The sequence below is a fragment of the Streptomyces sp. NPDC006368 genome, assembly GCF_040612535.1.
Taxonomy (GTDB): Bacteria; Actinomycetota; Actinomycetes; order Streptomycetales; family Streptomycetaceae; genus Streptomyces.
The window spans coordinates 69,479-93,192 of sequence record NZ_JBEXQK010000008.1 but is presented as its reverse complement, the minus strand read 5'-3'; the positions used below and the strand labels follow the sequence as shown (position 1 = coordinate 93,192).

16 protein-coding genes and 1 riboswitch are annotated in these 23,714 nt (G+C 71.7%); of the genes, 9 read left to right on the top strand and 7 right to left on the bottom strand.

Annotation, left to right across the window (positions count from 1 at the left end; all coding sequences use genetic code 11):
• The first annotated feature begins 162 nt into the window (after positions 1 to 162).
• From ABZZ38_RS09375 to ABZZ38_RS09360, 4 genes are read left to right on the top strand one after another with little or no spacing between them, the layout of a single operon-like run.
• Positions 163 to 2,562, top strand: a complete 2,400-nt coding sequence (locus ABZZ38_RS09375) for a sensor histidine kinase (RefSeq protein ID WP_356737423.1) — start codon at positions 163 to 165, stop codon at positions 2,560 to 2,562.
• The gene (locus ABZZ38_RS09370; protein ID WP_356737421.1) at positions 2,559 to 2,963 is read left to right on the top strand and encodes a roadblock/LC7 domain-containing protein; all 405 of its coding nucleotides are present in this window, start codon (positions 2,559 to 2,561) and stop codon (positions 2,961 to 2,963) included. Before ABZZ38_RS09375 ends, ABZZ38_RS09370 begins: the two co-directional genes overlap by 4 nt.
• Entirely contained in the window at positions 2,963 to 3,328 is a 366-nt protein-coding gene (locus tag ABZZ38_RS09365) for a DUF742 domain-containing protein (protein ID WP_356737419.1), read from the top strand. Before ABZZ38_RS09370 ends, ABZZ38_RS09365 begins: the two co-directional genes overlap by 1 nt.
• Positions 3,315 to 3,911 carry an ATP/GTP-binding protein gene (locus ABZZ38_RS09360; protein ID WP_356737417.1) on the top strand — a complete coding sequence of 199 codons (597 nt, stop codon included), beginning with the start codon at positions 3,315 to 3,317 and terminating at the stop codon, positions 3,909 to 3,911. Before ABZZ38_RS09365 ends, ABZZ38_RS09360 begins: the two co-directional genes overlap by 14 nt.
• 98 nt (positions 3,912 to 4,009) lie before the next feature.
• Here the strand turns inward: ABZZ38_RS09360 and ABZZ38_RS09355 are convergent, their stop codons facing one another.
• Complete coding sequence (locus ABZZ38_RS09355; RefSeq protein WP_356737415.1) at positions 4,010 to 5,272, bottom strand: Tm-1-like ATP-binding domain-containing protein; 1,263 nt, start codon at positions 5,270 to 5,272, stop codon at positions 4,010 to 4,012.
• Positions 5,273 to 5,720: 448 nt separating this feature from the next.
• Positions 5,721 to 5,878, top strand: a riboswitch (cyclic di-AMP (ydaO/yuaA leader).
• A gap of 4 nt (positions 5,879 to 5,882) precedes the next feature.
• Here ABZZ38_RS09355 and ABZZ38_RS09350 point away from each other — a divergent pair.
• The 4 genes from ABZZ38_RS09350 to ABZZ38_RS09335 all read left to right on the top strand — a co-directional run bounded on the left by ABZZ38_RS09350 (position 5,883) and on the right by ABZZ38_RS09335 (position 12,148).
• Positions 5,883 to 6,575, top strand: a complete 693-nt coding sequence (locus ABZZ38_RS09350) for a LysM peptidoglycan-binding domain-containing protein (protein WP_356737413.1) — start codon at positions 5,883 to 5,885, stop codon at positions 6,573 to 6,575.
• Positions 6,576 to 6,628: 53 nt separating this feature from the next.
• Positions 6,629 to 7,060 carry a protein phosphatase gene (locus tag ABZZ38_RS09345; protein WP_356737411.1) on the top strand — a complete coding sequence of 144 codons (432 nt, stop codon included), beginning with the start codon at positions 6,629 to 6,631 and terminating at the stop codon, positions 7,058 to 7,060.
• A 465-nt stretch (positions 7,061 to 7,525) separates the two neighbouring features.
• Positions 7,526 to 10,366: a PQQ-dependent sugar dehydrogenase gene (locus ABZZ38_RS09340; protein ID WP_356737409.1), complete on the top strand. Its 2,841-nt coding sequence runs from the start codon at positions 7,526 to 7,528 to the stop codon at positions 10,364 to 10,366.
• Positions 10,367 to 10,387: 21 nt separating this feature from the next.
• Positions 10,388 to 12,148: a ThuA domain-containing protein gene (locus ABZZ38_RS09335; protein ID WP_356737407.1), complete on the top strand. Its 1,761-nt coding sequence runs from the start codon at positions 10,388 to 10,390 to the stop codon at positions 12,146 to 12,148.
• A 66-nt stretch (positions 12,149 to 12,214) separates the two neighbouring features.
• Here ABZZ38_RS09335 and ABZZ38_RS09330 read toward each other — a convergent pair whose 3' ends face one another.
• Positions 12,215 to 13,513, bottom strand: coding sequence for a phytase (locus ABZZ38_RS09330; RefSeq protein ID WP_356737405.1), 1,299 nt, complete (start codon positions 13,511 to 13,513; stop codon positions 12,215 to 12,217).
• Positions 13,514 to 14,053: 540 nt separating this feature from the next.
• On the opposite strand from ABZZ38_RS09330, the gene ABZZ38_RS09325 reads away from it, so the two are divergent.
• Complete coding sequence (locus ABZZ38_RS09325) at positions 14,054 to 15,079, top strand: LacI family DNA-binding transcriptional regulator (protein ID WP_356737403.1); 1,026 nt, start codon at positions 14,054 to 14,056, stop codon at positions 15,077 to 15,079.
• Positions 15,080 to 15,138: 59 nt separating this feature from the next.
• Here ABZZ38_RS09325 and ABZZ38_RS09320 read toward each other — a convergent pair whose 3' ends face one another.
• From ABZZ38_RS09320 to ABZZ38_RS09300, 5 genes are all read right to left on the bottom strand, one after another.
• Positions 15,139 to 17,151, bottom strand: coding sequence for a beta-galactosidase (locus tag ABZZ38_RS09320; protein ID WP_356737401.1), 2,013 nt, complete (start codon positions 17,149 to 17,151; stop codon positions 15,139 to 15,141).
• A gap of 39 nt (positions 17,152 to 17,190) precedes the next feature.
• Entirely contained in the window at positions 17,191 to 19,404 is a 2,214-nt protein-coding gene (locus ABZZ38_RS09315) for a 1,4-beta-glucanase (RefSeq protein WP_356737593.1), read from the bottom strand.
• A gap of 167 nt (positions 19,405 to 19,571) precedes the next feature.
• The gene (locus ABZZ38_RS09310; RefSeq protein WP_356737399.1) at positions 19,572 to 20,501 is read right to left on the bottom strand and encodes a carbohydrate ABC transporter permease; all 930 of its coding nucleotides are present in this window, start codon (positions 20,499 to 20,501) and stop codon (positions 19,572 to 19,574) included.
• Positions 20,498 to 21,466 (bottom strand): ABC transporter permease subunit, encoded by a 969-nt coding sequence (locus tag ABZZ38_RS09305; RefSeq protein WP_356737591.1) that lies wholly within the window; start codon positions 21,464 to 21,466, stop codon positions 20,498 to 20,500. Before ABZZ38_RS09305 ends, ABZZ38_RS09310 begins: the two co-directional genes overlap by 4 nt.
• Before the next feature lie 275 nt (positions 21,467 to 21,741).
• A complete protein-coding gene (locus ABZZ38_RS09300) occupies positions 21,742 to 23,406 on the bottom strand; it encodes an extracellular solute-binding protein (protein WP_356737397.1) in 1,665 nt (554 codons plus the stop codon).
• Positions 23,407 to 23,714 lie beyond the last annotated feature (308 nt).

The following is a 23,714-nucleotide window of genomic DNA, read 5'->3' as shown; positions in this document are numbered from 1 at the left end:
TCGTCCCAACCGAAGCCGGTCCGGCCGTCCCCGAGCCCCTCCCCAGGGCTGTGCCATGGCCCGGCCTCTGGTCGGTCCCCGCTCCCCCCGCTCCGAGGACTGATGTCTCCCATAGAACCCGAAGGTCCGCGCGTCCCGTCGAGACCGCGTCGGCGGCGTACCGTGCGCCTGCGTACGCTGCTCGTCGGGCTGGCGGTGGTCCCCACCGTGGCGATGGGCACGCAAGTGGCCGTGACCGCCGACCGTTTGCTGGCACAGTCGGCGCATCTGCGCGCGGACGTGGCGGCCGGTGAGCGGATCGGCGTCCCCCTGTACCGGCTCATGGTGGGGATGCAGGCCGAGCGGGCGCTGACGGCCGCGTGGTGGGCGGGTCCGTCCGTGTCCGAGGAGTCCCTGCGCACGCGGCGCGCGGCCACGGATCGCGCGGCGGCCGAGTTCCGGCGGGCCGCGGGCACGGCCGGGGCGCGTTCGGAGGAGGCGGACCGCCGCCTCCAGGAGGTCATGGACGCGCTGGACGAGCTGGGCGCCTACCGCGAACGCACCGACGTCCGCACCGGCAGCGCCGACAGCACGGTCGTCTACTACTCCGGCGTGATCAACCAGATCATCCGCTACTACCAGGACGAGTTCAGCCACACCGAGGACGCCGAGCTCACGCAGGAGAGCCGGGTCGTCGTCACCATGTTCTCGGGGACCGAGATGGTGGCGCGGGAGGACACGATCCTCGCGCTGGCCGGGCCGTCCCGGGAGTTGACCCCCACCCGGTTCGCCGACTTCGTCAACGCCGTCGGCGCCCACAGGTACATGTACGACGCGTGGGTCGTGCCGTATCTGCCGCCCGAGGCGAGCGAGCTCTACGGAGACCTCGCCGGTTCCGACGGCTGGCAGAGCAAGTCCCGCATCGAGACGGCCGTGCTGTCCGAGCACAAGGACACCGCCGTCGGCGTGAGACTTCCGCGCGAGATCGTCGAGTGGCGGGCGGCGCGGGAGGAATGGGCCCCGCGGCTGGACAGGCTCAACGCCGAACGGGCGCGCGGCCTGCTCGCCCACGCCGACGCCAAGGCCGACGAGCTGCAGACCGAGGTCACCTGGCTGATCGCCGGGAGCTCGGGCGCCCTGCTGCTCGTCGCGGTCGGCGTCGCGTTCACCACGCGCTCGGTGCTGCGCCGCCTGCGCCACCTGCACGAGCGGACCGTGACCGTGGCCGAAAAGACGCTGCCGGACGTCGTGTCCCGGCTCCAGCGCGGGCAGCCGGTCGACCGCGACGCGCTGCCGGTGCTCACCGGCGGCCGGGACGAGGTCAGCCGTATCAACGACGCGTTCGCGCGGGTGGTGTCCGTGTCCGTGGACGGCCACCGGCAGCTGGCGGCGGAGCGCCACGGCTTCGGCATGTTCGCCGCGGGCATCGCGTCCCGCACCGGAAACCTGGTCAGCCGTCAGCTCGGCCTGACCGAGGAGCTCCAGGACTCCTTCGGCCACGACGAGACCCTGCTGGCCCAGCTGATGCGCGCCGACCAGCTGACGGTGGGCATGCGGCGGCAGATCGAGAACCTGCTCATCCTGGCGGGCGGCGAGATCCCCGACCCCCACACCGACCCCATGCGCGTGGCCGACCTGCTGCGCGAGGCGGCCGCCGAGGTCGAGGACTTCCGGCGGATCGAACGGCAGGCGCTGGACGAGATCAGCGTGGAACCCCGCGTCATCAGCCAGATCAGCCATCTGCTGGCCGAACTGCTGGACAACGCCACCCGCTTCTCCCCGCCCAGGTCGAAGGTGGTCATCCGGGCCGAAACGGTCGCCGACGGGCTGTCCGTCGAGATCGAGGACCGTGGCCCCCGGGTGTCGCCCGCCGCGTACGAGGAGATGAACGGGCGGCTGCACTCCGCTCCCCCGTACGCCGTGCTGGCGGAGAACGCGCACCGGCTGGGCCTCTTCGTGGTCGGCCACCTCGCGGACCAGCTCGGCGCCCGGGTCACCCTGCGCAGGTCCGTGTACGGCGGGACGTCGGCGGTGGTGATCATCCCGGCCGAGCACCTCGTACCGACCGAACCGGTACCGCCGCGCGCCGCGGCGCCGGCCGTACCCGCGCAGGGCGGTCGTTCCGGACGGCCGGGCACGCGCGTGGAGCCGGGCGCACGCGTGGGGCCGGGCGGTCCGGCGGAGGGGGGCCCGCCCGTGGAGGAGTCCGCGGAGAGGTCCGTGGAGGAGTCCTCGGAGGAGCGCAAGCCGGAGCTGGTGCTGCACGTGGGCGCCGCGGCGGCCCTGCCGGTGCGGCGGACGCAGGCGCGGGCCCAGGAGAGGACCCGGCACGGGACACGGGAGCAGAGCCCGGATCCGGCCCCGGACCGCACCCCGGTGCGGTCGCTCGGCACCGGCTCACGGCCGCCTCTCCCCGAGCGCGTCCCGCAGACCCACATGGCCGAGCAGCTGCGCGAGCCCCGCGCGCCCGAGGCAACCGTCGCCCAGGACACGGCGACACCCGAGGAAGTGGCCGACGCCTGGTCGGACTACGAACACGGAACCCAGCAAGTCGAACAAGAGCTCCGACGGGATCAGCCATGACGACGACATCGAACGACATGATCTACAGCGTCCTGGACAACAACCTGAGCAGGATCGCCGGCATCCAGGGAGCCGTGCTCCTGTCCAACGACGGCATCAAGCTCAGCGCCTATCTGCTCGACCGGCCCCAGGCCGAGCGCGTGGCGGCGGCGTCCTCCGGTATCGCGGCCACGATGAAGGCGATATCCCGGGAGATCGACGGCGGGCGGGTGATCCGCCAGCTCGTCGAGATGGACGACCGCTACCTGTGCATCGTCGGATGCGGCGAAGGCAGCACCCTCATCGTCGTCACCTCCCGCAAGGCGCGGCTCGGCGAGCTGGGCGGTGAGGCCGTACGCACCGCGCAGGCGCTCGGCGAGTGGCTGGGCACCCCTGAGCGCACCCAGGCGCCCACGTCGTAATGCCCGACGATCCCCAGCCCGCGGGACGCCGCCGGACGCGGCTGTACGCCCTGACCGACGGCCGTACAGCCGCTCCGCACACGCAGCTGACCATGGACACCACCATCACGGCGGCGGTCGCCGCGGACGCGCGGGCGGGTCTGCCCTCGGAGTGGCAGACCATCCTGGCCATGTGCCCGGCGCCGAACGGGCTGGCCGTCGCGGAGCTCGCCGCCCGGATGCACATGCGGCTGACTCCGATGACGCTCCTGCTCGGCGAACTCGCGGACCGCGGGCTGATCCACCACCGTCCGCCGCTGGAGGAGTCCGAGACCACCAATGCCCGCCTGCTCATGAGAATCAGGGACAACCTTGCCCGCATTTGACCCTTCGTCGTCCCCGGAAGCGGCCCCCGTCAAGGTCCTCATCGCAGGAGGATTCGGCGTCGGCAAGACCACCCTGGTCGAGACGATCTCCGAGATCGAGCCGCTGCGTACGGAAGAGCGGCTGACGGCCGCGGGGATCGGCGTCGACGACCTCGACGGCATCGAGTCCAAGGCCGTCACCACCGTGGCGATGGACTTCGGCCGGATCACCCTCACCGACGCGGGGGTCGTCCTCTACCTCTTCGGCACCCCGGGCCAGGAGCGGTTCTGGTTCATGTGGGACGACCTGCTGAACGGGGCGCTCGGGGCGATCGTGCTCGTCGACACCCGGCGCCTGGACCGCAGTTTCCCGGCCGTCGACTTCTTCGAGAACCGCGGGCTGCCCTTCGTCGTCGGCGCGAACTGCTTCCACGGCGAACAGCACTACACGGCCGAGGAGATCGGAGCGGCGCTGCGGCTGCGGGACCCGGACACGCCGGTCCTGATGCTGGACGCCCGCTCCCGGGACGACGTCCGCGAGGCACTGCTCTCGCTCCTCGACCTGCTCATCGACAAGGCCCGGGCCGCGTCCCTCCCCGTGTGACGGTGTGTCCGGCATCCGGCGCCGGGGGCCGGTGCCGGATGCCGGAGCCGGGGCCGGTGCCGGGGCCGGTGCCGGGGGGCCGGTGCCGGGGTCGGGGGTCACGCGCCGCCGGCCTCCCGTACGCCGGCGGCGATCATCCGGTGCAGCAGATCCGAGGCCGCACGGCCGAACGACGGGTCGTTGATGTGCGTGTCGACCTCGACCACCTCCACGGCGCTGCCCCTCAGCCCGTCGCGCACCGCGCCGAACAGCGCCTCGTCCGCGACCGGATCGTGGTACGGCCCGCCCGGCTCGCCCAGCGTCGACAGGCCCCGCAGCGGCAGGCACACCGCGGTGGGGCCGGTCGCGGCACGCAGTTTCGCGGCCACCCGGCGACCGAGTTCGGCGCACTCCCCCTCCGTCGTACGGACGACGGTGATGGACGGGTTGTGCACGTGGACGTGACGGTCGCGCATCCGTGCGGGGACGGTGTCGAGCGGGCCGAACTTCACCATGTCCAGGGCGCCCGGGCTCACCACCTGGGGGATGCCATGGCGTCCCGCGGAGAGCAGCCGGTCGGGGCCGGCCGTGAGGATCCCCCCGCACAGGTCATCGGCGAGCTCACTGAGGGTGAGGTCCAGGACGCCCGCGAACAGCCGCTGCCCGGCAAGTGCCTCGAGGGTGCGCCCGCCGGTGCCGCTCGTGTGGAACACGAGGACCTCGTAACCGAGCCCCGTCATCCGTTCGCGGGCCGCGTCGACACCCGGGGTCGTCACACCCGCCATGCTGGCCGCGACCAGGGGCCGGCCGGCCGCCCCGAGATCGGCGGGCCGCACCGCGCGGGACGCGGTGGCGAAGCCCCGGGCCATCCCCGCGACGGCGTCCGCGGCGTTCGCCAGGATGGGTGCCAAGACGCTGTTGACGCCGGCGATGTCGACGACGCTGTACATCATGGTGATGTCGGTGGACCCGACGTACGGCGAGACGTCGCCCGAGGCCATCGACGAGACCATCACCTTCGGCACCCCGAGCGGCAGGGCGCGCATCGCGCGGGTGGCGATGGACGTACCGCCGCTGCCGCCGATGGCCAGGACGCCGTCCAGCCGCCCCTCCTCGCGCAGCCGCAGGACCGTCTCGGTCGCGCCCCTGGCCATCGCGGTCACGGCGGCGCCGCGGTCCCCCTCGGCCCGCAGCCGCTCCAGGTCGACGCCGGCGGCCCGGGCCACCTCGGCGCGGGGTATGTCGGCGGGTACACGCGGCTCGCCGGCCACGCCCGCGTCCACGACGAGCACGTCGACTCCGCGACGCAGCAGCCGCTCCCGCAGCCATCCGTACTCCAGCCCCTTGGTGTCCAGCGTGCCCACCAGTACGACGATCGCCATGCTCGTACTGTCCGGATGAAGGACCGGGGGTGACAAGACCGCGGCGGGGCTCGGTCTTCCCGCCGTTCCCGACCTTCCCGAGTTCCTCGGGGGCGGCCCTCACCGGCGGATGGCGAACGGGGGCGTTATGACCGTTTCGACGGTATCCCTATCATTTGGGCCATTCAGCCGGTTCGTCGAAGTTATTCGGTTCTCCGATGGTGTTCACGCTTTCGTGCATCGCGTGATTTCTCTCACCCCCGGGGAATGCGATGCCACCCGCGACCCGCCTGATTCTCGGCCGCAGAAGGGAAAGTTGGGGATTTCGGCCGCAGCGGATCATGGATTTTCCCCGAGGTGATTACTCCGCGCATCCGGCGGTGCGGAATTCCGGTCTTGTTCCGTCCGGCCCGTCTCGCTTACGGTCACCGTCAATCCGGGTGGACCGCCGAATCCTGCCGCCTCCCGGAATCCGCACCCACCCATTCACGTACGGCAGGAGCGGGGGACCCAGGTAAGCCGCCGATCCGCGACCACGGAACGGCTCGGGGTGAAGTCGCGCGCACCGCGACCGGGCATCTCCAGCCCGAACCCGACAGCTCACCTCGCAGGCGACGGAGAGGAATTCGCCATGCCCGCAAAGGGTAAGCACCGTCGATCCAAGAACAGTCCGCTCACGCGCCGTTTCGTCGCCGCCGGAGCGGGTGGCGCCGCGCTGGCCCTCCCGATCCTCGGGGCGACGACGGCCCAGGCCGCCCCGAACGCGGAAAAGGCGTCGCCCAGCACGTATTCCGTGGTGGCGGGCGACACCCTGAGTAAGATCGCCCGGGATCACCAGCTGAGCGGCGGCTGGAAGAAGCTCTACGAGGACAATCGGAAGGTCGTCGGCGACAACCCTTCGCTGATTCGCCCCGGCATGAAGCTGACGATCGTCAAGAAGGCCTCGCCGGAGCGAGCGGACCGATCCACGACGCGTACCGCTCTCGCGAAGCCCGCGGCGTACACCAACGACCTCGACGGATGGATCAAGGAATCGCTGGCCGTCATGGCCAAGCACGGAATCCCGGGTACGTACGACGGTATTCACCGCAACATCATGCGCGAGTCCTCCGGCAATCCGCTGGCCATCAACAACTGGGACTCCAACGCCGCGGCCGGAACGCCCTCCAAGGGCCTCCTCCAGGTCATCGACCCCACGTTCCGCGCCTACCACGTGCCCGGTACGTCGACGGACCCCTACGACCCGGTCGCCAACATCACCGCCGCGTGCAACTACGCGGCCGACCGGTACGGCTCCATCGACAACGTCTTCGGCGCCTACTGACAGCCTGTCATCCGTGGGGGCCGGGTCCCGGCTCCCACGGATACGCCGGCGTGATGACCGAGACCTGGAATGCCGGCACGAGCGGCGTCCTGCGGCTTCCGTCCGGGCGGCTGGTCTGCGGTCGCGCGCTGCGCCGTCCGGTTCCGGAGGGCCCCGCGCCGGACTTCGCGGTGTACCTGCTCGGCAAGCGGCCTCCCGAGGTCCCCTGGGAGGCACGCTGGCTGCGCTGGCCGGACTTCCGGCTTCCCGCCGACCGCGAGGAGGCGCGTGCCGTCCTCGGCGAGGCCTGGGCCCGTGCCGGTGACGAACGCGTCGAGGTGGCGTGTGGTGGTGGCCGGGGCCGGACCGGCACGGCCCTGGCCTGCCTGGCCGTCCTCGACGGCGTACCGGCCGATCGCGCGGTGGAGTTCGTGCGCCGGAACCACGACCGCCACGCCGTCGAGACCCCGTGGCAGCGGCGTTATGTGCGCCGCTTCGCCGGCTGACGTGAGGGCGGGGTTCGTGCGGCGCGGCGGGGAAGCGGCCCACGCGTCCAGCGCGAGAAACCTCACCGCCTCGGCCGCGTACCGCTGAACAGCCGCCCCGGACACGTACGGGCGGGACCCGTCGTGGCGCCCCATGGCGTACGCGGCGGGCGTCCCCGGCGAGGGTGTCGTGCGGGACGGGGCGACCGGACACCATGCCCGTCCCGCCCCGCCGGGCGGGGACGGTGGGAACCGGGGGCACACGGGCGTCCCGCCGCGGGCACGGCCTTTGTCCTGGCCGGGGAAGAAGTAGGGAAAGCCGTCGCGAAAGGGGTTACGCGCGGGGACCGGTCCCGCTAACTTCCTTGAAATGAACCGGTCATACGCGTGACCGGTCATCCCGGCGCGACGGCGCGCGCCTGTGCTCCCCCCAGCCGGCCCATGTTCCGGGCCGCTCGGGTACCCCCACCTGTCCGGGAGACCTCTGTGCGCACAAGACCGCATCGACCACGGCACGTACCGGCGTTACTCCTCACGGCGTTGCTCGCCGCCGGGTTCCTGGCCCCCGCCGGGCCCTCAGCCGCCTCCCCCGTCACGGAAGAAGCCGCCGTGGCCGAGGAGTTCCAGCAGGTGACCCTGGCCAAAGGGGTCGCGGAGACCGGAGAGCCGATGACCATGGCCCTCCTCCCCGACCGCTCGGTGCTGCACACCTCACGGGACGGCACCCTGCGACTCACCGACGCCGCCGGCACCACCAAGGTGGCGGGCAAGCTGGACGTCTACAGCCATGACGAGGAAGGCCTGCAAGGTGTGGGCGTGGACCCCGGGTTCACCTCCAACCGGCACGTCTATCTGTACTACGCGCCCAAGCTGTCCACCCCGGGCGGCGACGCCCCCGGTGACGGCACGGCCGCGGACTTCGCGCCCTTCGACGGGGTGAACCGGCTGTCGCGCTTCGTGCTGAAGGCCGACGGCACGCTGGACACCGCGAGCGAGAAGAAGGTCCTCGACGTACCGGCGTCACGCGGGATCTGCTGCCACGTGGGCGGCGACATCGACTTCGACGCGCAGGGCAATCTGTACCTGTCCACCGGGGACGACTCCAACCCCTTCGCGTCCGACGGCTACACGCCCATCGACGAGCGGGCCTCCCGCAACCCCGCCTATGACGCCCAGCGCTCCGCGGGCAACACCAACGACCTGCGCGGCAAGGTGCTGCGCATCAAGGTCAACGCGGACGGCTCCTACGCGATCCCCTCCGGGAACCTGTTCGCGCCCGGCACCGCGAGGACCCGCCCGGAGATCTACGCGATGGGCTTTCGCAACCCGTTCCGGATGAGCGTCGACAAGCCGACGGGGACCGTGTACGTCGGTGACTACGGGCCCGACGCGGGTATCGCCTCCGCCTCCCGGGGCCCGGCCGGACAGGTCGAGTTCAACCGGATCACCAAGGCGGGCAACTACGGCTGGCCGTACTGCACGGGCAGGAACGACGCGTACGTCGACTTCGACTTCGCCACCCGTACCTCCGGCGCGACGTTCGACTGCGCCGCCCCGAAGAACACCTCGCCGCGCAACACCGGCCTCACCGACCTGCCGCCCGCCCAACCGGCGTGGATCCCCTACGACGGTGGTTCGGTACCGGAGTTCGGCAGCGGGTCGGAGTCGCCCATGGGCGGTCCGGTCTACCGGTACGACGCCGCCTCCACGTCCTCCGTCAAGTTTCCGCAGAGCTACGACGGGAACTTCTTCGCCGGCGAGTTCGGCCGCAAGTGGATCAAGCGCATCGCCCAGGGCGCGGACGGGACCGTCCAGTCCATCAACGCCTTCCCCTGGAGCGGCACCCAGGTGATGGACATGGCCTTCGGCCCCGACGGCGCCCTCTACGTCCTGGACTACGGCACCGGTTACTTCAACGGCGACGCCAACTCCGCGCTCTACCGCATCGAGCACGTCACCAACGGCCGCGCCCCGATCGCCCAGGCCAAGGCCGACCGCACGTCCGGGCGGGCCCCGCTGACCGTGGCGTTCTCGTCCTCCGGGAGCTCCGACCCGGACGGCGACGCGCTGAGCCACGCGTGGCGGTTCGGCGACGGCTCCACGTCGACCGCCGCCAACCCCACGCACACGTACACCGCCAACGGCCAGTACACGGCCACGCTCACCGTCTCCGACACCACCGGCAAGAGCGCCACCGCCTCCGTCCTGGTGACCGTCGGCAACACGGCACCGACGGTGAGACTGGAGCTTCCGGTGGACGGGCGGATCATCGACCCGGGCGCGGCCGTGCCGTTCAGGGTGATCGTGACCGACCCGGAGGACGGCGCCGTCGACTGCGCCCGGGTGAAGGTCACCTTCATCGTCGGGCACGACAGCCACGGGCACCCGCAGACGTCCGCGACCGGCTGCTCGGGCACCGTACAGACCATCGCGGACGGCGAGCACGACCCCAACGCGAACATCTTCGGCGTCTGGGACGCCGAGTACACCGACAAGGGGGCGAACGGCCAGCCGGCGCTGACCACCCACGACCAGAACATCAGCCAGCCCAGCCACCGCCAGGCCGAGCACCACGGCGGCTCCTCGGGCGTGCAGGTCGTCAGCCACACCCCCGCCCACGGCGGCCGGACGGTCGGCCACATCGACAACGGCGACTGGATCTCGTTCACGCCGTACGCGCTGGACGACGCGACCCGGTTCACCGCCCGGGTCTCCTCGGGCGGGCTCGGCGGCACCATCGAGGTACGGGCGGGATCGTCCTCGGGCACGCTGCTGGGGACGGCGACGGTGCCGTCGACGGGCGGCTGGGAGACGTTCCGGGACGTCAGCGCCCCGCTGTCGAACCGGCCCGCCGGTACGACCACGCTGTACCTGGTGTTCAAGGGCGGCGCCGGCTCGCTCTTCGACGTGGACGACTTCGCCTTCGGCACCCCTTCCGCCGGTCCCCGGACGGGTGAGGTGAAGGGCGTGAACGGCAAGTGCCTGGACGTGGCGGGCGGCGCGAGCACCGACGGCACCCAGGTCCACCTGTGGACCTGCAACGGCACCACCGGCCAGAAGTGGACCGCCGGAACCGATGGCACCCTCCAGGCACTCGGCAAGTGCCTGGACGTCCAAGCCGGCTCCACCGCCGACGGCGCCAGGATCCAGCTGTGGACCTGCAACGCCACCGGCGCCCAGAAATGGACACCCCAGGCCGACGGCACCGTACGCAACCCACAGTCCGCCAAATGCCTCGACGCCGAAGGCTCCACCTGGAACGACGCCACCCGCGTCCACCTGTGGACCTGCCACACCGGCCCCAACCAGAAATGGACCCTGCCGTAACAGGAGAGGAGGCTGACCGATATGCGTAAGACCCTCAGAAAAGCCGGCCGCCGGCTCACGGGCGCGCTGCTGTGCGCGGCCGTCGCGCTCGCGGTGGCACAGGGCGCCGGGACCGCACCCGCCGACCGGGGCGCGCTCGTGGCGAGCGCCGCGGCGGACCCCGCGTACAGGATCCTCGTGTTCTCGAAGACGGCGGGCTTCCGCCACTCGTCCATCGACGACGGGGTGGCCGCGCTGCGCGAGCTGGGCGCGGGGCACAACTTCACCGTGGACGCGACGGAGGACGCCGCCGCCTTCACCACCGGAAACCTGGCGCGGTACAGGGCCGTCGTCTTCCTCTCCACCACCGGGGACGTGCTGGGCGGCGCTCAGCAGACGGCCTTCGAGCAGTACGTCCAGGACGGAGGCGGATACGTCGGCATCCACGCCGCCGCCGACACGGAGTACGACTGGCCGTTCTACGCGGGCCTCGCCGGGGCGCTGTTCCAGTCCCACCCGCACAACCAGACGGCGACGCTCAAGGTGGAGGACCGGGCCCACGACGCCACGGCGCACCTCGGCCGGAGCTGGCAGCGCTTCGACGAGTGGTACAACTACCGCACGAACCCGCGCGCGACGGCCCATGTGCTGGCCTCGCTGGACGAATCCGGCTACACGGGCGGCACCATGGCGGGTGACCATCCCATCGCCTGGTGCAAGGACTACCAGGGTGGACGCGCCTTCTACACCGGTGGTGGCCACACCGACGAGTCGTACACCGAACCGGCGTTCCGGCGGCACCTGCTCGGCGGCATCCGGTGGGCGGCGGGGATGACCGAGGCCGACTGCCGCCCGGAGACGGGCTACACGTCGCTGTTCGACGGATCGGGTACGGCCGGCTGGAAGCAGGCCGGTCCCGGTTCGTTCACGCTGGCCGACTCCACGCTCACCTCGCAGGGCGGGCTGGGGATGCTGTGGTACTCCGCCAGGGAGTACACCGGGGACTACTCGCTCAAGGTGGACTGGCGGATGGACGGGGACGACAACTCCGGGATCCTCGTCGGCTTTCCCGCCTCGGACGACCCGTGGTCGGCGGTGAACAACGGTTACGAGATCCAGATCGACGCCACGGACAGCGCCGACCGGACCACCGGGTCGGTGTACGGGTTCAAGTCCGCCGACATCGCCGCGCGGGACGCCGCGCTCAACCCGCCCGGCGAGTGGAACACGTACGAGATCCGCGTCACGGGCGAGCGTCTGGAGGTCTTCCTCAACGGGCGCAAGGTCAACGACTTCACCAACACCGATCCGGTCCGCAGCCTGCGGCAGGGCCACATCGGGATCCAGAACCACGGCGACGGCGACCAAGTGTCCTTCCGCAACGTGCGGATCAGGACGTCCGGCGCTACGCAGCCGGGTCCCCGGACGGGTGAGGTGAAGGGCGTGAACGGCAAGTGCCTGGACGTGGCGGGCGGCGCGAGCACCGACGGCACCCAGGTCCACCTGTGGACCTGCAACGGCACCACCGGCCAGAAGTGGACCGCCGGAACCGATGGCACCCTCCAGGCACTCGGCAAGTGCCTGGACGTCCAAGCCGGCTCCACCGCCGACGGCGCCAGGATCCAGCTGTGGACCTGCAACGCCACCGGCGCCCAGAAATGGACACCCCAGGCCGACGGCACCGTACGCAACCCACAGTCCGCCAAATGCCTCGACGCCGAAGGCTCCACCTGGAACGACGCCACCCGCGTCCACCTGTGGACCTGCCACACCGGCCCCAACCAGAAATGGACCCTCCCCTGAGGGATGACGTCCCCACCCGGTGGGCTCCGGTCGCCTCGAAGGAGCCGGAGCCCACCGCACCTCATGTCAGTCGTCGACGCCGTCCAGGACGTCGCCCAGGTCGACGAACTTGAAGCCGGTGCCCTCGCGGTCACCGTCCGCCGGCGTGGTGTGGCCGTCCTGCACGACGAGCAGGCCGTTCGGGTAGCGGGAGCCGAGGGGGGCGTTCAGGGCGGCGGCGCCGTCGCACTCCTCGGAGCCGTCGAGGGTGGAGCCGGCCGCGGTGACGCGGAAGCCGCCCTCGTACTCGTTGGCGTCCCCGATCTCCCGGTCGTACAGGGCGAAGGTGTCGTCGCCCTGGCTGGAGGCGAGCAGGTATCCGTCACCGTCGGGCTCGGTGATGAGGGTCAGTCCCTCGACGTCGGCCGCCAGGCGCGTGCCGCCGTAGCCGGGGTCGGTACCCGCGGCGCACTCCTCGGTCTCCTCGTCGTACACGCCCGGGACGCCGTACTCGCGGACCTTGTCGATCAGCTTCGGCGTGCCGGTGAGGTCGGCGCGCAGGCGCCAGATGCCGACGTCCTCCTGGCCGGCGTAGAGGGTGCCGTTGGCGGGATCGACGACCATGCCCTCGACCTGCGGGAGCTCGCCCGGCTCGCCGCACGGGGTCCACGAGGAGCCGTTGGGGAGCCGGAAGGAGGACGGCAGGTCCAGGGTGCGCGCCGTGCGGTAGGTGACCTTGCCGGTGGCGGTGGGGAGGAGCTCCAGCAGGGCGATCGAGGTGCGCTCGCGGCGACTGACCAGGGCGTAGGAGCGGCCGGATGCGGGGTCGGTCCAGGTGGCCAGGCCGTATGCGGTCCGCTGGTCGTTGATCTCCTCCTGGCCGGAGGAGAAGACCGGCGGGGCGGCCGGGTCGGTGACGTCGGTGAGCGGGCCGCCGGCGGTGCCGGGCGCGACGCGGTGGAAACGGAGCCGGTCGTGGCCCCGGTCGCTGGTGACGGTCACGTCGGCGCGGCCCTGGGCCAGGCGCAGTCCGCGCACGAGGTCGACGTTGTTGAAGCGGCCGGGCGCGTCGTCGGGGGCCGCGGCGGGCGGCGCGGGGACGGCCTGTATCAGGCGGGCGTCGAGGTCGTAGACCCGCAGGCCGCCCTCCTTGGCCGTGGCGATGACCAGGCTGCGGTCGGGGTCGGCGGCGTTGCGCCAGATGACGGGGTCGTCCGCGTCGGCGTTCCCGCCGGCCTCGTCGTCGTACAGCGCGACGGTCTCCGCGCGCGGCGTGACGGCGGGCAGCGCGGCCGGGTCCTGGGCCTCGGCGGGTACGGCCGCGGCCAGCGCCACGAGAACGGCACCCAGCGCGAGTGCGGCCGGGCGTGCGGGACGGTGCCTCATCGGGAAGTTCCTCACTGCCGGGATCATGGCAACTGCCGTGCGTGAGCGTGGTGGTGGGAGGTTGCCGTCGTACGTACGGCGCCCGACTCCCGTGTGTGCCGGTGATGAACGTCCGCACGCCGCCCGGTGTACGCCCATGGGCGCGCCGCCTCACGTGGCGGCCGTGGCGCGCAGCGGTACCGGGCGCCCGGGGAGTCGGTGCGGCGTCCGGAGGCCGACGCGCTCCAGGGCGGGAGGTGTCATGAGGGCCTTCGCGATCGACGGGGGCGTGGACGGGGGCTTTCACGAGCGTGGGTGGACACGGTGGGTTACGCGGTGTGTCCGTCGGTGGTTGACGGAGCGTCGGGAAAGCGGGGGCGGGCCGCCGGGCGACGTACCCGCGTGAGGGGTGGAACGGCCGTGGAAACCGGCCGCTCCCCCCTATTGAAGCGCTTCGACACAGTGTCTGGACACGGTTCAACGGAGCCGATTACTGTCTCCTCCACTGGAAGTCACGGACGCGGAGTGCGCTGTCGAAGCGCTTCATCACCTGGAGTCCCGATGGTCACCCTTGCCGACGTAGCGCAGCACGCCGGAGTCTCCGCCAGCACGGTGAGCTACGTCCTCAGCGGCAAGCGGGCCATCTCCGCGGTCACCCGGAAGCGGGTCGAGCGCAGCATCCTGGAGCTCGGCTACCACCCGAACGCCGGAGCCCGGGCGCTGGCGAGCAGCAGGTCCCACATCATCGCGCTGATGATGCCGCTGCGGATGGACATGTACGTACCCGTGATGATGGAGATCGCCGTGGCCATCGCCGCGCACGCCCGTTCGTACGGCTTCGACGTGCTGATGCTCACCGGTGAGGAGGGCCCCGCCTCCGTACGCCGGGTGGTGGGCAGCGGACTCGCCGACGCCATGATCCTCATGGACGTGGAACTGGATGACGCCCGGCTGCCGTTGCTGCGCGAGAGCGGCCGGCCGGCCGTGCTCGTCGGGTTGCCGGCGGAGACCTCCGGACTGACCTGTGTGGACCTCGACTTCACCGCGACGGGCGCGCTGTGCGCCGAGCACCTGGCCGGGCTCGGCCACCGTGAGATCGCCGTGATCGGCGAGGCGCCCGCCGTGTACGAGCGGCGGACCGGCTTCGCCGAGCGGACCATCGGCGGGCTGCGGACCCGTGCGCGGGAGCTGGGGCTGCGGGTGCTGCACCGCCCGTGCGAGGGCACCTACGCGGCGATGGCGGGTGCCCTCGCCCATATCTTCACCGAACGCCCCGGCGTGACGGGCTTCGTCGTGCAGAACGAGCAGGCCGTCGAACCGCTGCTGGGGTTGCTGCGCCAGGAGCGCAGGGCCGTCCCCGAGGACGTCTCCGTGGTCGCCGTCTGCCCCGAACAGGTCGCCGTCCAGGGGTCGGTACGGCTCACGTCCGTGACCATTCCGGCGCGGGAGATGGCCCGGCACGCCGTCGAGCGGGTGATCGCGAAGCTGGAGGGGCGGCCGGGTGGTGAGGTCGTCCTGCTGGAGCCGCGGCTCACCGTGCGCGCGAGCAGTGGGCCGGCCCCGGTCGCACCCGTCCCCGCCGCCTGAGCCACCGTCATGGGCGCACCGGCGCCGGGGCGGGCGCTGACCGGCGGCCCGCCTGCCGGTCAGCGGGCGACGAGGACGGCCACGCCGTGGCGGTCGAGCTGGACCGTGCCGTCCACCCGACGGCCGGAGAGCAGGTCGTGGTGGTGGCCGGGCACCGTGGCGGTGACCGGGCCGGGGGCGTGGTTGAGCAGGAACAGCAGGTCCCCGCGGCGTACGGCCTCCAGTCCGGCGGGGCGGTCCGCCAGCACGGGCCGGGCACCGGCCTCCGAGGCCGCGCCCGTCAGCAGGGCCCGCAGGGCGGGGGGTTCGGGGAGGGTGGAGAGGTACCAGGCGCGGTCGTTGCGCAGGACGGCGGGCATGCCGTCGAGCGGGCCGCCGCGGTACACGCCCACCGTCCGGGCCGTGGAGGCCTCCAGCTCCTCCGACCACACCGAGCCGCGAAAGGCACCGGGGCCGCCGGGCCCGTCGGGGCCGCCCGCTCCGTCGGGGCTCTCGCAGCCGACCGTCTCGCCCGCCTCCAGCGGCCACCACTCGTGGACGATCCCGATGCCGAACAGCTCCCGCAGGCGCGCGTCCATGCCGCCCTCCCTGACGCGGTCGTCACCGTCGACGGTGCCGGTGAGGAAACCGGAGACGAGGGTGCCCCCATCGCGTACGTACGCGACCAGGTTGTCGACGGCGGCGTCGGTCAGCAGGTACAGCTGAGGGACCGCGACCAGGCGGTAGCCGCTCAGGTCGTGCTCGGGGTGGGCGAAGTCGGTGAGGTGGCCCGCTTCCCAGAGCGCCCGGTGCCACGCGCGGACGACGGTGGGGTAGTCGAGCTCGCGGGAGAGGCGGCCCTCCTGTCCCCCGGCCCACCAGGAGTTCCAGTCGTGCAGGATCGCCACGTCGGCGGTGACGGAGGAGCCCGCGATCCGCTCGCCGAGCCGGGCGAGTTCGGCGCCGACGCGCTTGATCTCCTGGTAGGTGCGGCCCCGTTCACCGGCGTGGGTGACCATCGCGGAGTGGAACTTCTCCGCGCCCTGCCGGGACTGCCGCCACTGGAAGTAGCAGACGGCGTCCGCGCCGCGGGCGACGGCCTGCCAGGACCACAGGCGGCCGAGTCCGCGCGGCTTGGGGTGGTTCACCTCGCGGAAGTTGACCCGGCCGGCCGCCTGTTCCATCAGCATCCACGGTCCTCGCGCCTGGGAGCGGGTCATGTCCTGGATCATCGCGCCGTACTGCCCGCCGAGCGGGTCCCGGGGGTCCGGGTAGATGTCGACGGACACGACGTCCTCCTCCCCGGCCCACGTCCACGCGTCCTGGCCGGTCCAGAACGGCATGAAGTTGGTCGTGACCGGGATGTGCGGCGTGTGCGCCGCGACGATGTCCCGCTCGGCGGTGTAGCACTCCAGGAGGGCGTCCGACGTGAAGCGCCGGAAGTCCAGCGCGCAGGCGGGGTTGCGCAGGTACTGGGCCTTCCGCGGCGGGATGATCTCCTCCCAGGTGTCGTAGCGCTGGCTCCAGAAGGCGGTACCCCACGCCTCGTTGAGCGCGTCGATCGTCGCGTACCTGTCGCGCAGCCAGCGGCGGAAGTGCCGGGCGGTCCCGTCGCACCAGCAGAAGGTGCAGTACTCGTTGTTGATGTGCCACACGCGCAGCGCGGGGTGGCCGGCGTAGCGGGCGGCGAGGTCCTCGGTGAGGGCGGCGGCGTACGTCCGGTAGACGGGTGAGCTGGGGCAGAAGTGCTGGCGTGAGCCGTACCAGACGACCGATCCGTCCTCGCCGCGCGGGAGGGTGTCGGGATGACGGGCCCCCATCCAGGGGGGCGGTGAGGCGGTGGGGGTGGCGAGTACGACACCGATGCCGTGCTGGTGCGTCAGGTCCATCAGCCGGTCCAGCCAGCCGAAGTCGCGGGCTCCCGGGCGGGGTTCGATCCTCGCCCAGGAGAAGACGCCGAGGGTGACGGAGTTGACCCCGGCGTCCTTCATCAGCCGGATGTCCTCGGACCAGGTCTCCTCCGGCCACTGTTCGGGGTTGTAGTCGCCGCCGAACAGGATGCGGGTGCCGGTGGCGTCGTTGAGGGAGGGCATGCGGGGACTCGCTTCGTCGCAGGGGGACGCGGGGAGGCGTCAGACGGGGTCGGCGTACTGGATGCCGCGGCCGTTGGTGCCGAGGTAGACGCGGCCGTGGACGCGCGGGTCGCCGGTGATGGTCTCGCCGGTCCAGCCCCACTGGTGGTCGTCGTCGTTGATCCGTATCCAGGAGGCGCCCTCGTCGTCGGAGCGGTACACCGCGGTGATCCGGTCCGTCGCGCCGACCTGGAAGACCGCCGGGTAGCCGGCGCCGGTGGCGGCCCTGCCGAAGCCCAGGGCGTACGAGGCCCAACAGCTGGTCACCTTGGTGAAGGTGCGACCGCCGTCCATGGACCGGAAGAGGCCGTTCCACTTGGCCGAGAGCCAGAGATCACCCCGACGCCCGGGGGCGGCGGCGAGCCGGAACTGCGTATCGCCGGAGGGCAGGCCGGACGCGCCGGCGGTGAAGGTCCGCCCCGAGTCGGTGGAGCGGTACACGACGCCGTGGGCGGTGTCGTACGCGGAGAAGTGCCGGGGGTTCACGGGGTCGGCGACCGGGGTGGCCCCCCGGGGGAAGGTGGGTACCTCCACCCAGGTGGTCCCGTTGTCGGTGGAGCGGTGGGTGGCGTGGGTGGAGCCGTCCCAGTGGACGAACGACCACAGCAGGACCCCGCCGTCGGCACTGGTCGCGATCGGGCCAGGAGCCGTGGCCGCGACGTCCGGCTGGCTCGCGAAGGGCTGCCAGGTCCGGCCGCCGTCGCCCGACCAGGCGCCGTTGCGGCCCGACCCCCAGCCGGCCCGTACGACGTACGAGGGCTTTAGGGCCGCCAGCGCGAGGCCGGTGGACGATCCGAAGACCGGGTTGTCGGCCATGCCCCGGGGCGGGGAGGCGGTCAGTGAGTCGTGGTACATGACGCCGATGTCGCCCAGGCCGCTGATCAGATGGGCCTTGCCGGTGGGCGGGGAGATCAGCTGCCGTACGGAGCTCTCCTCCAGGCCCCGGATCTCGGGGGCCCAGTGGACCAGGTCGCGGGTGCCGTAGAGCGTGGCGCCGGTGCCGTACACGAGGTGACGGGAGTCGAAGGGGTCGATGGCGACCGTCTGGATCCACCACCCGAACTTGGGGCGGCGTTCGCCCCAGCGGAGATAGGGCGTCTCGGACACGTCGAGCACGGCGGTGTCCTTGAGGGACGTCCAGCTCCGCCCGCCGTCGGTGGAGCGGAAGACGGTGTCGACCTCCGCCCAGCGGTTGTTGGTCGTCACCACCAGCGTGCCGGGGCGGCGGGCGTCGACCGCCACCCCTCCGTACCCGAAGGTGTCGCGCGACCCGTCCGGTGCGGTGCCGCCGGGGGCGACGGGGGTGATGTCGGTCCAGGCGCCGGTGGCGGTGTCCAGCGTGTGCACGCTGCCGTCGCTCTGGCCGTTGGGTCCGGGCGCGTCCGCGAAGGTGAGGTGGAGCGAGCGGGTCGCGTCGTCGTACGCCGCCCGGATCGGCACCCGCGCCGCGGCCCCCTCCGGCCGGCCCGGCACGGCCTCCCAGGTGCCGCCGGAGCGGGAGCGGTACAGCGTGGGGCCGCCGTCGGCCCATCCCGCGTACAGCACCCGTCCGGCGGCGACGAGGAGGGTGATGCCCTGTCCGGTCGGCGAGGGCTCGGCCGGGAAGCCGGCCCGCGCCCAGGTGGCGCCGCGGTCGGTGGACTTCCACAGGCCGTCGTGGCGGCTGCCGAGCCACAGGGTGTCGCTGTCGCGCGGATCGACGAGGAGACGCTCACCCGAGCCGCGACCGTCCTCGTTGGCGCCCAGTTTGATCGGCAGGTCGGTGCGGGACCAGGTGGCGCCGCGGTCGTCCGAGCGCAGCACCGCGCCGTTGCCCGACCAGGCCTGGGAGTACGTGCCGAGGGCGAGGTAGAGGCGGCCGGGGTGGCGGGGGTCGACGGCCATGGCCTCGACGCCGAGGAGGTTCCAGTCGTCCCAGCCGAGGTGGTCGGTGAGGGGTGTCCACGCGCGCGTGCGGCTGTCCCAGCGGTATGCGCCGCCGATGTCGGTACGGGCGTAGGCGAGCCCCTCGGCTCGGGGGTGGAAGAGGACTCCGGTGATGAAGCCGGTGCCGCCGATGACGGCGTTGCGCCAGCGGTGCGGCTGGGCCTCGCCGCCCGCGGGCGCGGTACGGGGGGCGGCGCGGACGGCGGGGTGCAGGGCGGGCAGGGCGGTGAGTCCGGCGGCGGCGCCGGCGGCGAGAACGGTACGTCTGCCCGGGCGGCTCGGCGGCAGGGACACGACGGGGACCTCGATCCATCGGGGGCGGCGGGAAGGGAGGGGCGGAAGGGGTGGGAGGGGTGGAGACCGCCGTGTCCGTCCGTCGTCAGGAACGCACGGACACGGCGGCGGTCTGCGGCAGGCCCGCTGCTCGGGCACGCTCGGGAAGGCGGAGGAGGGGGTCAGCCCTTGACGGCGCCGGTCAGCATGCCCTTCTTGAAGTGGCGCTGGACGAACGGCGACAGCACGGCCACGGGCAGCAGCGCGAGCACCATGACGGCCATCTGGATCGACAGCGGGGAGAGCCGGCCCGTGTTGATGGCCTGCGCCAGCCCGGTGGGCCGCTCCTGTTTGATCACCAGCTGCATCATCACGTTCTGCAGCGGCATCATGTCCTGGTCGCTGAGGTAGATCGACGCGTTGAACCAGGCGCTCCAGTAGCCGACGGCGTAGAAGAGGGAGATCACGGCCAGCACGGCGCGCGACAGCGGCATGACGATCTGCCACAGGATGCGGACGTCGCCCGCGCCGTCGATCCGTGCGCTGTCGATGAGTTCGGGCGCGACCCCCATGAAGAAGGACCGCAGGACGAGGATGTTGAAGACGTTCACCGCGCTGGGGAGGATCAGCGCCAGGTAGGTGTCGGTCAGCCCGAGACCCTGCACCAGCAGGTAGGTGGGGATGAGACCGGCGCCGAAGAACATGGTGGCCAGCAGGAGCATCAACAGCGGCCGGTGCAGCATCGACCCGCTGCGGGAGAGTCCGTACGCGCACAGGACGGAGACCGTCATGCTGAGGATCGTCCCGGCGGTCGTGACGCCCAGGCTCACCAGCGCCGCCCGGGTGACCTGTCCGCCACCGAGCAGCTCCTCGTAGGCGACGAACGTGATCCCGCGGGGTACGACGACGAGTCCGCCGGCCTCCGTGACGGTCCGCACCGACGACAGGCTGGTGACGATCACGATCCACAGCGGGAAGAGGATCGCCGCGCAGGCCAGGGTGAGGACCACGCCCTTGGCGGCGAGTCCGGCGCGGCGCGGCTCCTCCTCCCACACCGGCCGCAGCCGACCGCGGGCGCCCTCGCGCCGCCGCGCTCCCAGAAGCGTGCTCATCGCTTGTACACCCCCTGCTCGCCCATCATGTGGGCGACCTTGTTGGCCGCCAGCACCAGGCAGAGGCCGACGATTCCCTTGACGATTCCGACGGCGGCGGCGTAGCTGAAGTCGCCGTACTGGATGCCGACGTTCCATACGTAGGTGTCGAGCACCTCGGCGGCGGTGGCCCCCACCGCGGTGCGCTGGAGGAGGATCTGCTCGAACCCGACGGTCAGGGCGTTGCCGACCTGGAGCACGAGCAGCAGGGCCACGACGGGGCGCAGCGCGGGCAGCGTCACGTGCCACATGCGCCGCCATCGGTTGGCTCCGTCCATGGCCGCCGCCTCGTACAGATCGGGGCTGACGGCGGCGAGCGCGGCGAGGAAGACGATGACGCCCCACCCCGCGTCCTTCCAGACCATCTCGAAGGTGACCAGGAACTTGAACAGACCCGGATCGGTCATCAGGTCGATGCCCTCATGGCCGTGTGCGCGCAGGGTCTGGGCGAGCATGCCGGCGCCGCCCAGCATCTGCTGGAAGATCGTGACGACCAGGACCCAGGAGAAGAAGTGCGGCAGGTAGAGGATCGCCTGGGCGACGGCGCGGACGCGGGGCCGGACGAAGCTGTTGATGAGCAGCGCCAGCAGGATCGGCACGGGGAAGAACAGGGTGAGCTGGACCAGGAAGATCGCCAGGGTGTTCCCCAGCGCCTGCCGGAACAGCCGGTCCTCCCACATGCGGGTGAAGTGCTCGGTTCCGACCCAGGGGCTCTGCGCGATGGCCTGGAAGGCGTTGTCGCCGAGGTACGGGTCGTAGTCCTGGAACGCGACGATGTTGCCGAGCAGCGGTATGTACTGGAAGACCAGCACCAGCAGTACGGCCGGCAGCGTCATCAGGATGAGCGTGCGGTCACGGCGCAGCCGTTGACGCCAGGTGATCCCTCCGGAAAGGGCCGCTCCGGAGGGGGTCGCTCGGGGTGGGATCCCCCCGGACGGGCGGGGGCGGGCGGTGGGTACGGCCGACGGCTCGTCCGCTGCGGCGGCTTTAGCAGGAGTGGGTGCCCCGGTCGGCGTGGCTGCTCCGTCCTGCGCGGGCGCCCCGGGCGACGCGGGCGCCCCGGTCGGCGTGGGTGCGACCGACTCCGTGGCCGCTTCGCTCCCCGGCGGTGGTGCGGTGCTGTCGTCGGCGGCGCGGCCGGCGCCGGGCGCCTTGCTCTGCGACACGTTCACTCTCCTCGGTCCCGTCCGCCCGGCGCCGCTCAGGACGCCTGGTCGCCGGTCTCGTCGAGCAGCTTCCGGTACCAGTCGCGCAGTTGGTCACCACCCCGGGAGCGCCAGTCCGACACGGCCTGCTGCATGTCGCTCACCTTCTTGCGGCCTCGCACGATGTCCTTCTCCAGGTCCTCGAACTGGCTGGTGAGCTCGGCCCAGCGGGTCGGCTCCTGCACCTGCATGCCGTGGAAGAGGGGCTTGGTGACGAAGGCGCCCATGCGCTGCTGCCAGCCCACCATGCCCTTCACCACGTCGGGATGGTTCGGGTGAGCGATGAAGGGCTGGGGGCCGGCGACGTACTCGTACGTGGCGAAGACCTGGTTGTTGCCGGTCTCCGTCTTGGTGATCGCGCCGCCCTTGACGGTGTGGTGGACGCCTTCGACGCCGTACGCCTTGAGCCGCTGCTCCTTGGTGCCGTAGGGGGCGGCGGTGAAATTGGCCACGGCGAGGATGTCGCGGATGGTCCGCTCGTCGGCCTTCTTGCTGATGAAGGCCCAGATGTTGGCGGGTGAGCCGGCGAAGAGGCGGGGGTCGCCTCCGTCGTGGTGGAAGTAGTCCATGGCGGCCATCGAGAACCCGGGGTCGTCGAGCCGCTGGACGACCGTCTTGCCGTACCAGTCGGAGAGGTCGGCGTTGTACATCCACACCTGGCCGGCCGCCAGCAGGTTGCCCATGTCCCCGCTCTCCGCCCTGGCGTCGGGGTGGACGACGCCCGCGGAGTAGAGGGAGCGGGACCACGCGAGGGCTTCGAGGTACTCGTCGGTCTCGATACGGTGGACCAGCTTGTCGTCGACCAGTTTCCAGCAGACGGGCTTCTCGTCGAGGACACCGAAGAACTTGTACGCGGCCCACGTCATGTCGCCGCAGCCCCACACCTTGTTCCTGGCCGAGGTGATCTCCTTGGCGAGGTCGAGGAACTCCTGGGCCGTGGTGGGCGGGCGGTAGCCCCTCTCTGTGAAGAGGTCGGCCCGGTAGAAGGGCGCGATGTTGGGGACCTCACTCGCCGGCATGGGCAGTCCGCGCAGCTTGCCCCCGAAGACCGACCGCTGCCACGCGCCGGTCGGGATCGCCGCGAGGTTCGGGTACTCCTTGACCTTGTCGCCCGACAGGTACGGGCCGAGGTCGGCGAACTTGTTGGTGATGGCGCTGGGTATCTTGCCGCCGAGTTCCCAGGCGGGGATGACGACGGCGTCGGGGAGGGAGCTGGAGGCGAGGACGGCGCCGAGCTTCTGCCCGTAGGTGACACCGTCCTGGTTCTGCCAGGTCACCCGGACCCCGATGGCCTCGTCCATCGCCTTCCAGTAGGGGTTGCCGGACGCGGGCGGGGTGCCCCATATCGGCGCCATGATGGTGACGGGGCCGCCCTTGCCGAGCTTCCGCGGGACGGAGACGGCGAGTTCGGCCGCGGGGAGGGTGGTGGTGAAGCCGAGCGCGGAGCCGTTCTTGCCCGGCAGGTCGGGCTCGACCACGTCGGAGGGCACGAACGCCGGCAGGACGCCGCGGAGCTTCTTCCCCGTGGTGGTGCCCTCGGTCTCGCTGTTCGCGGAGCCGCTGCACGCGTTCAGCAGAGGTGTTCCGCCGGCGACGGCCAGCGCGGCGACCGCGGTGGATGCGAGGACCGACCTCCGGCTGGGGGCCTGGGCAGTGGGCATGGCGTCAACCCTTTCCTCACGCGGGCAGCCGGCGGGCTCGGTGAATCGGCTTCGCGCATGTGTGTCGGCGTGTCTGTCGGCGGTTCTGGCGGCGGTGCTGTCGGCGTGGGTCTGTGCCGCGTGACGTGTGTCGCGTGATGTGGGTCGCGCGTGATGTGTGCCGTATCCGTGTCGCGGGTGTGGCCGCGTCGAAACGTGTCGCGGGTGTGGCCGCGTCGAAACGATCCTCTGCGCGGCGACAGCGCTCTGCCGCACATCCACAGTCGAAGCGCTTCGATGTTGCAGCGAGGTTAAGTGAGGACTCCGGG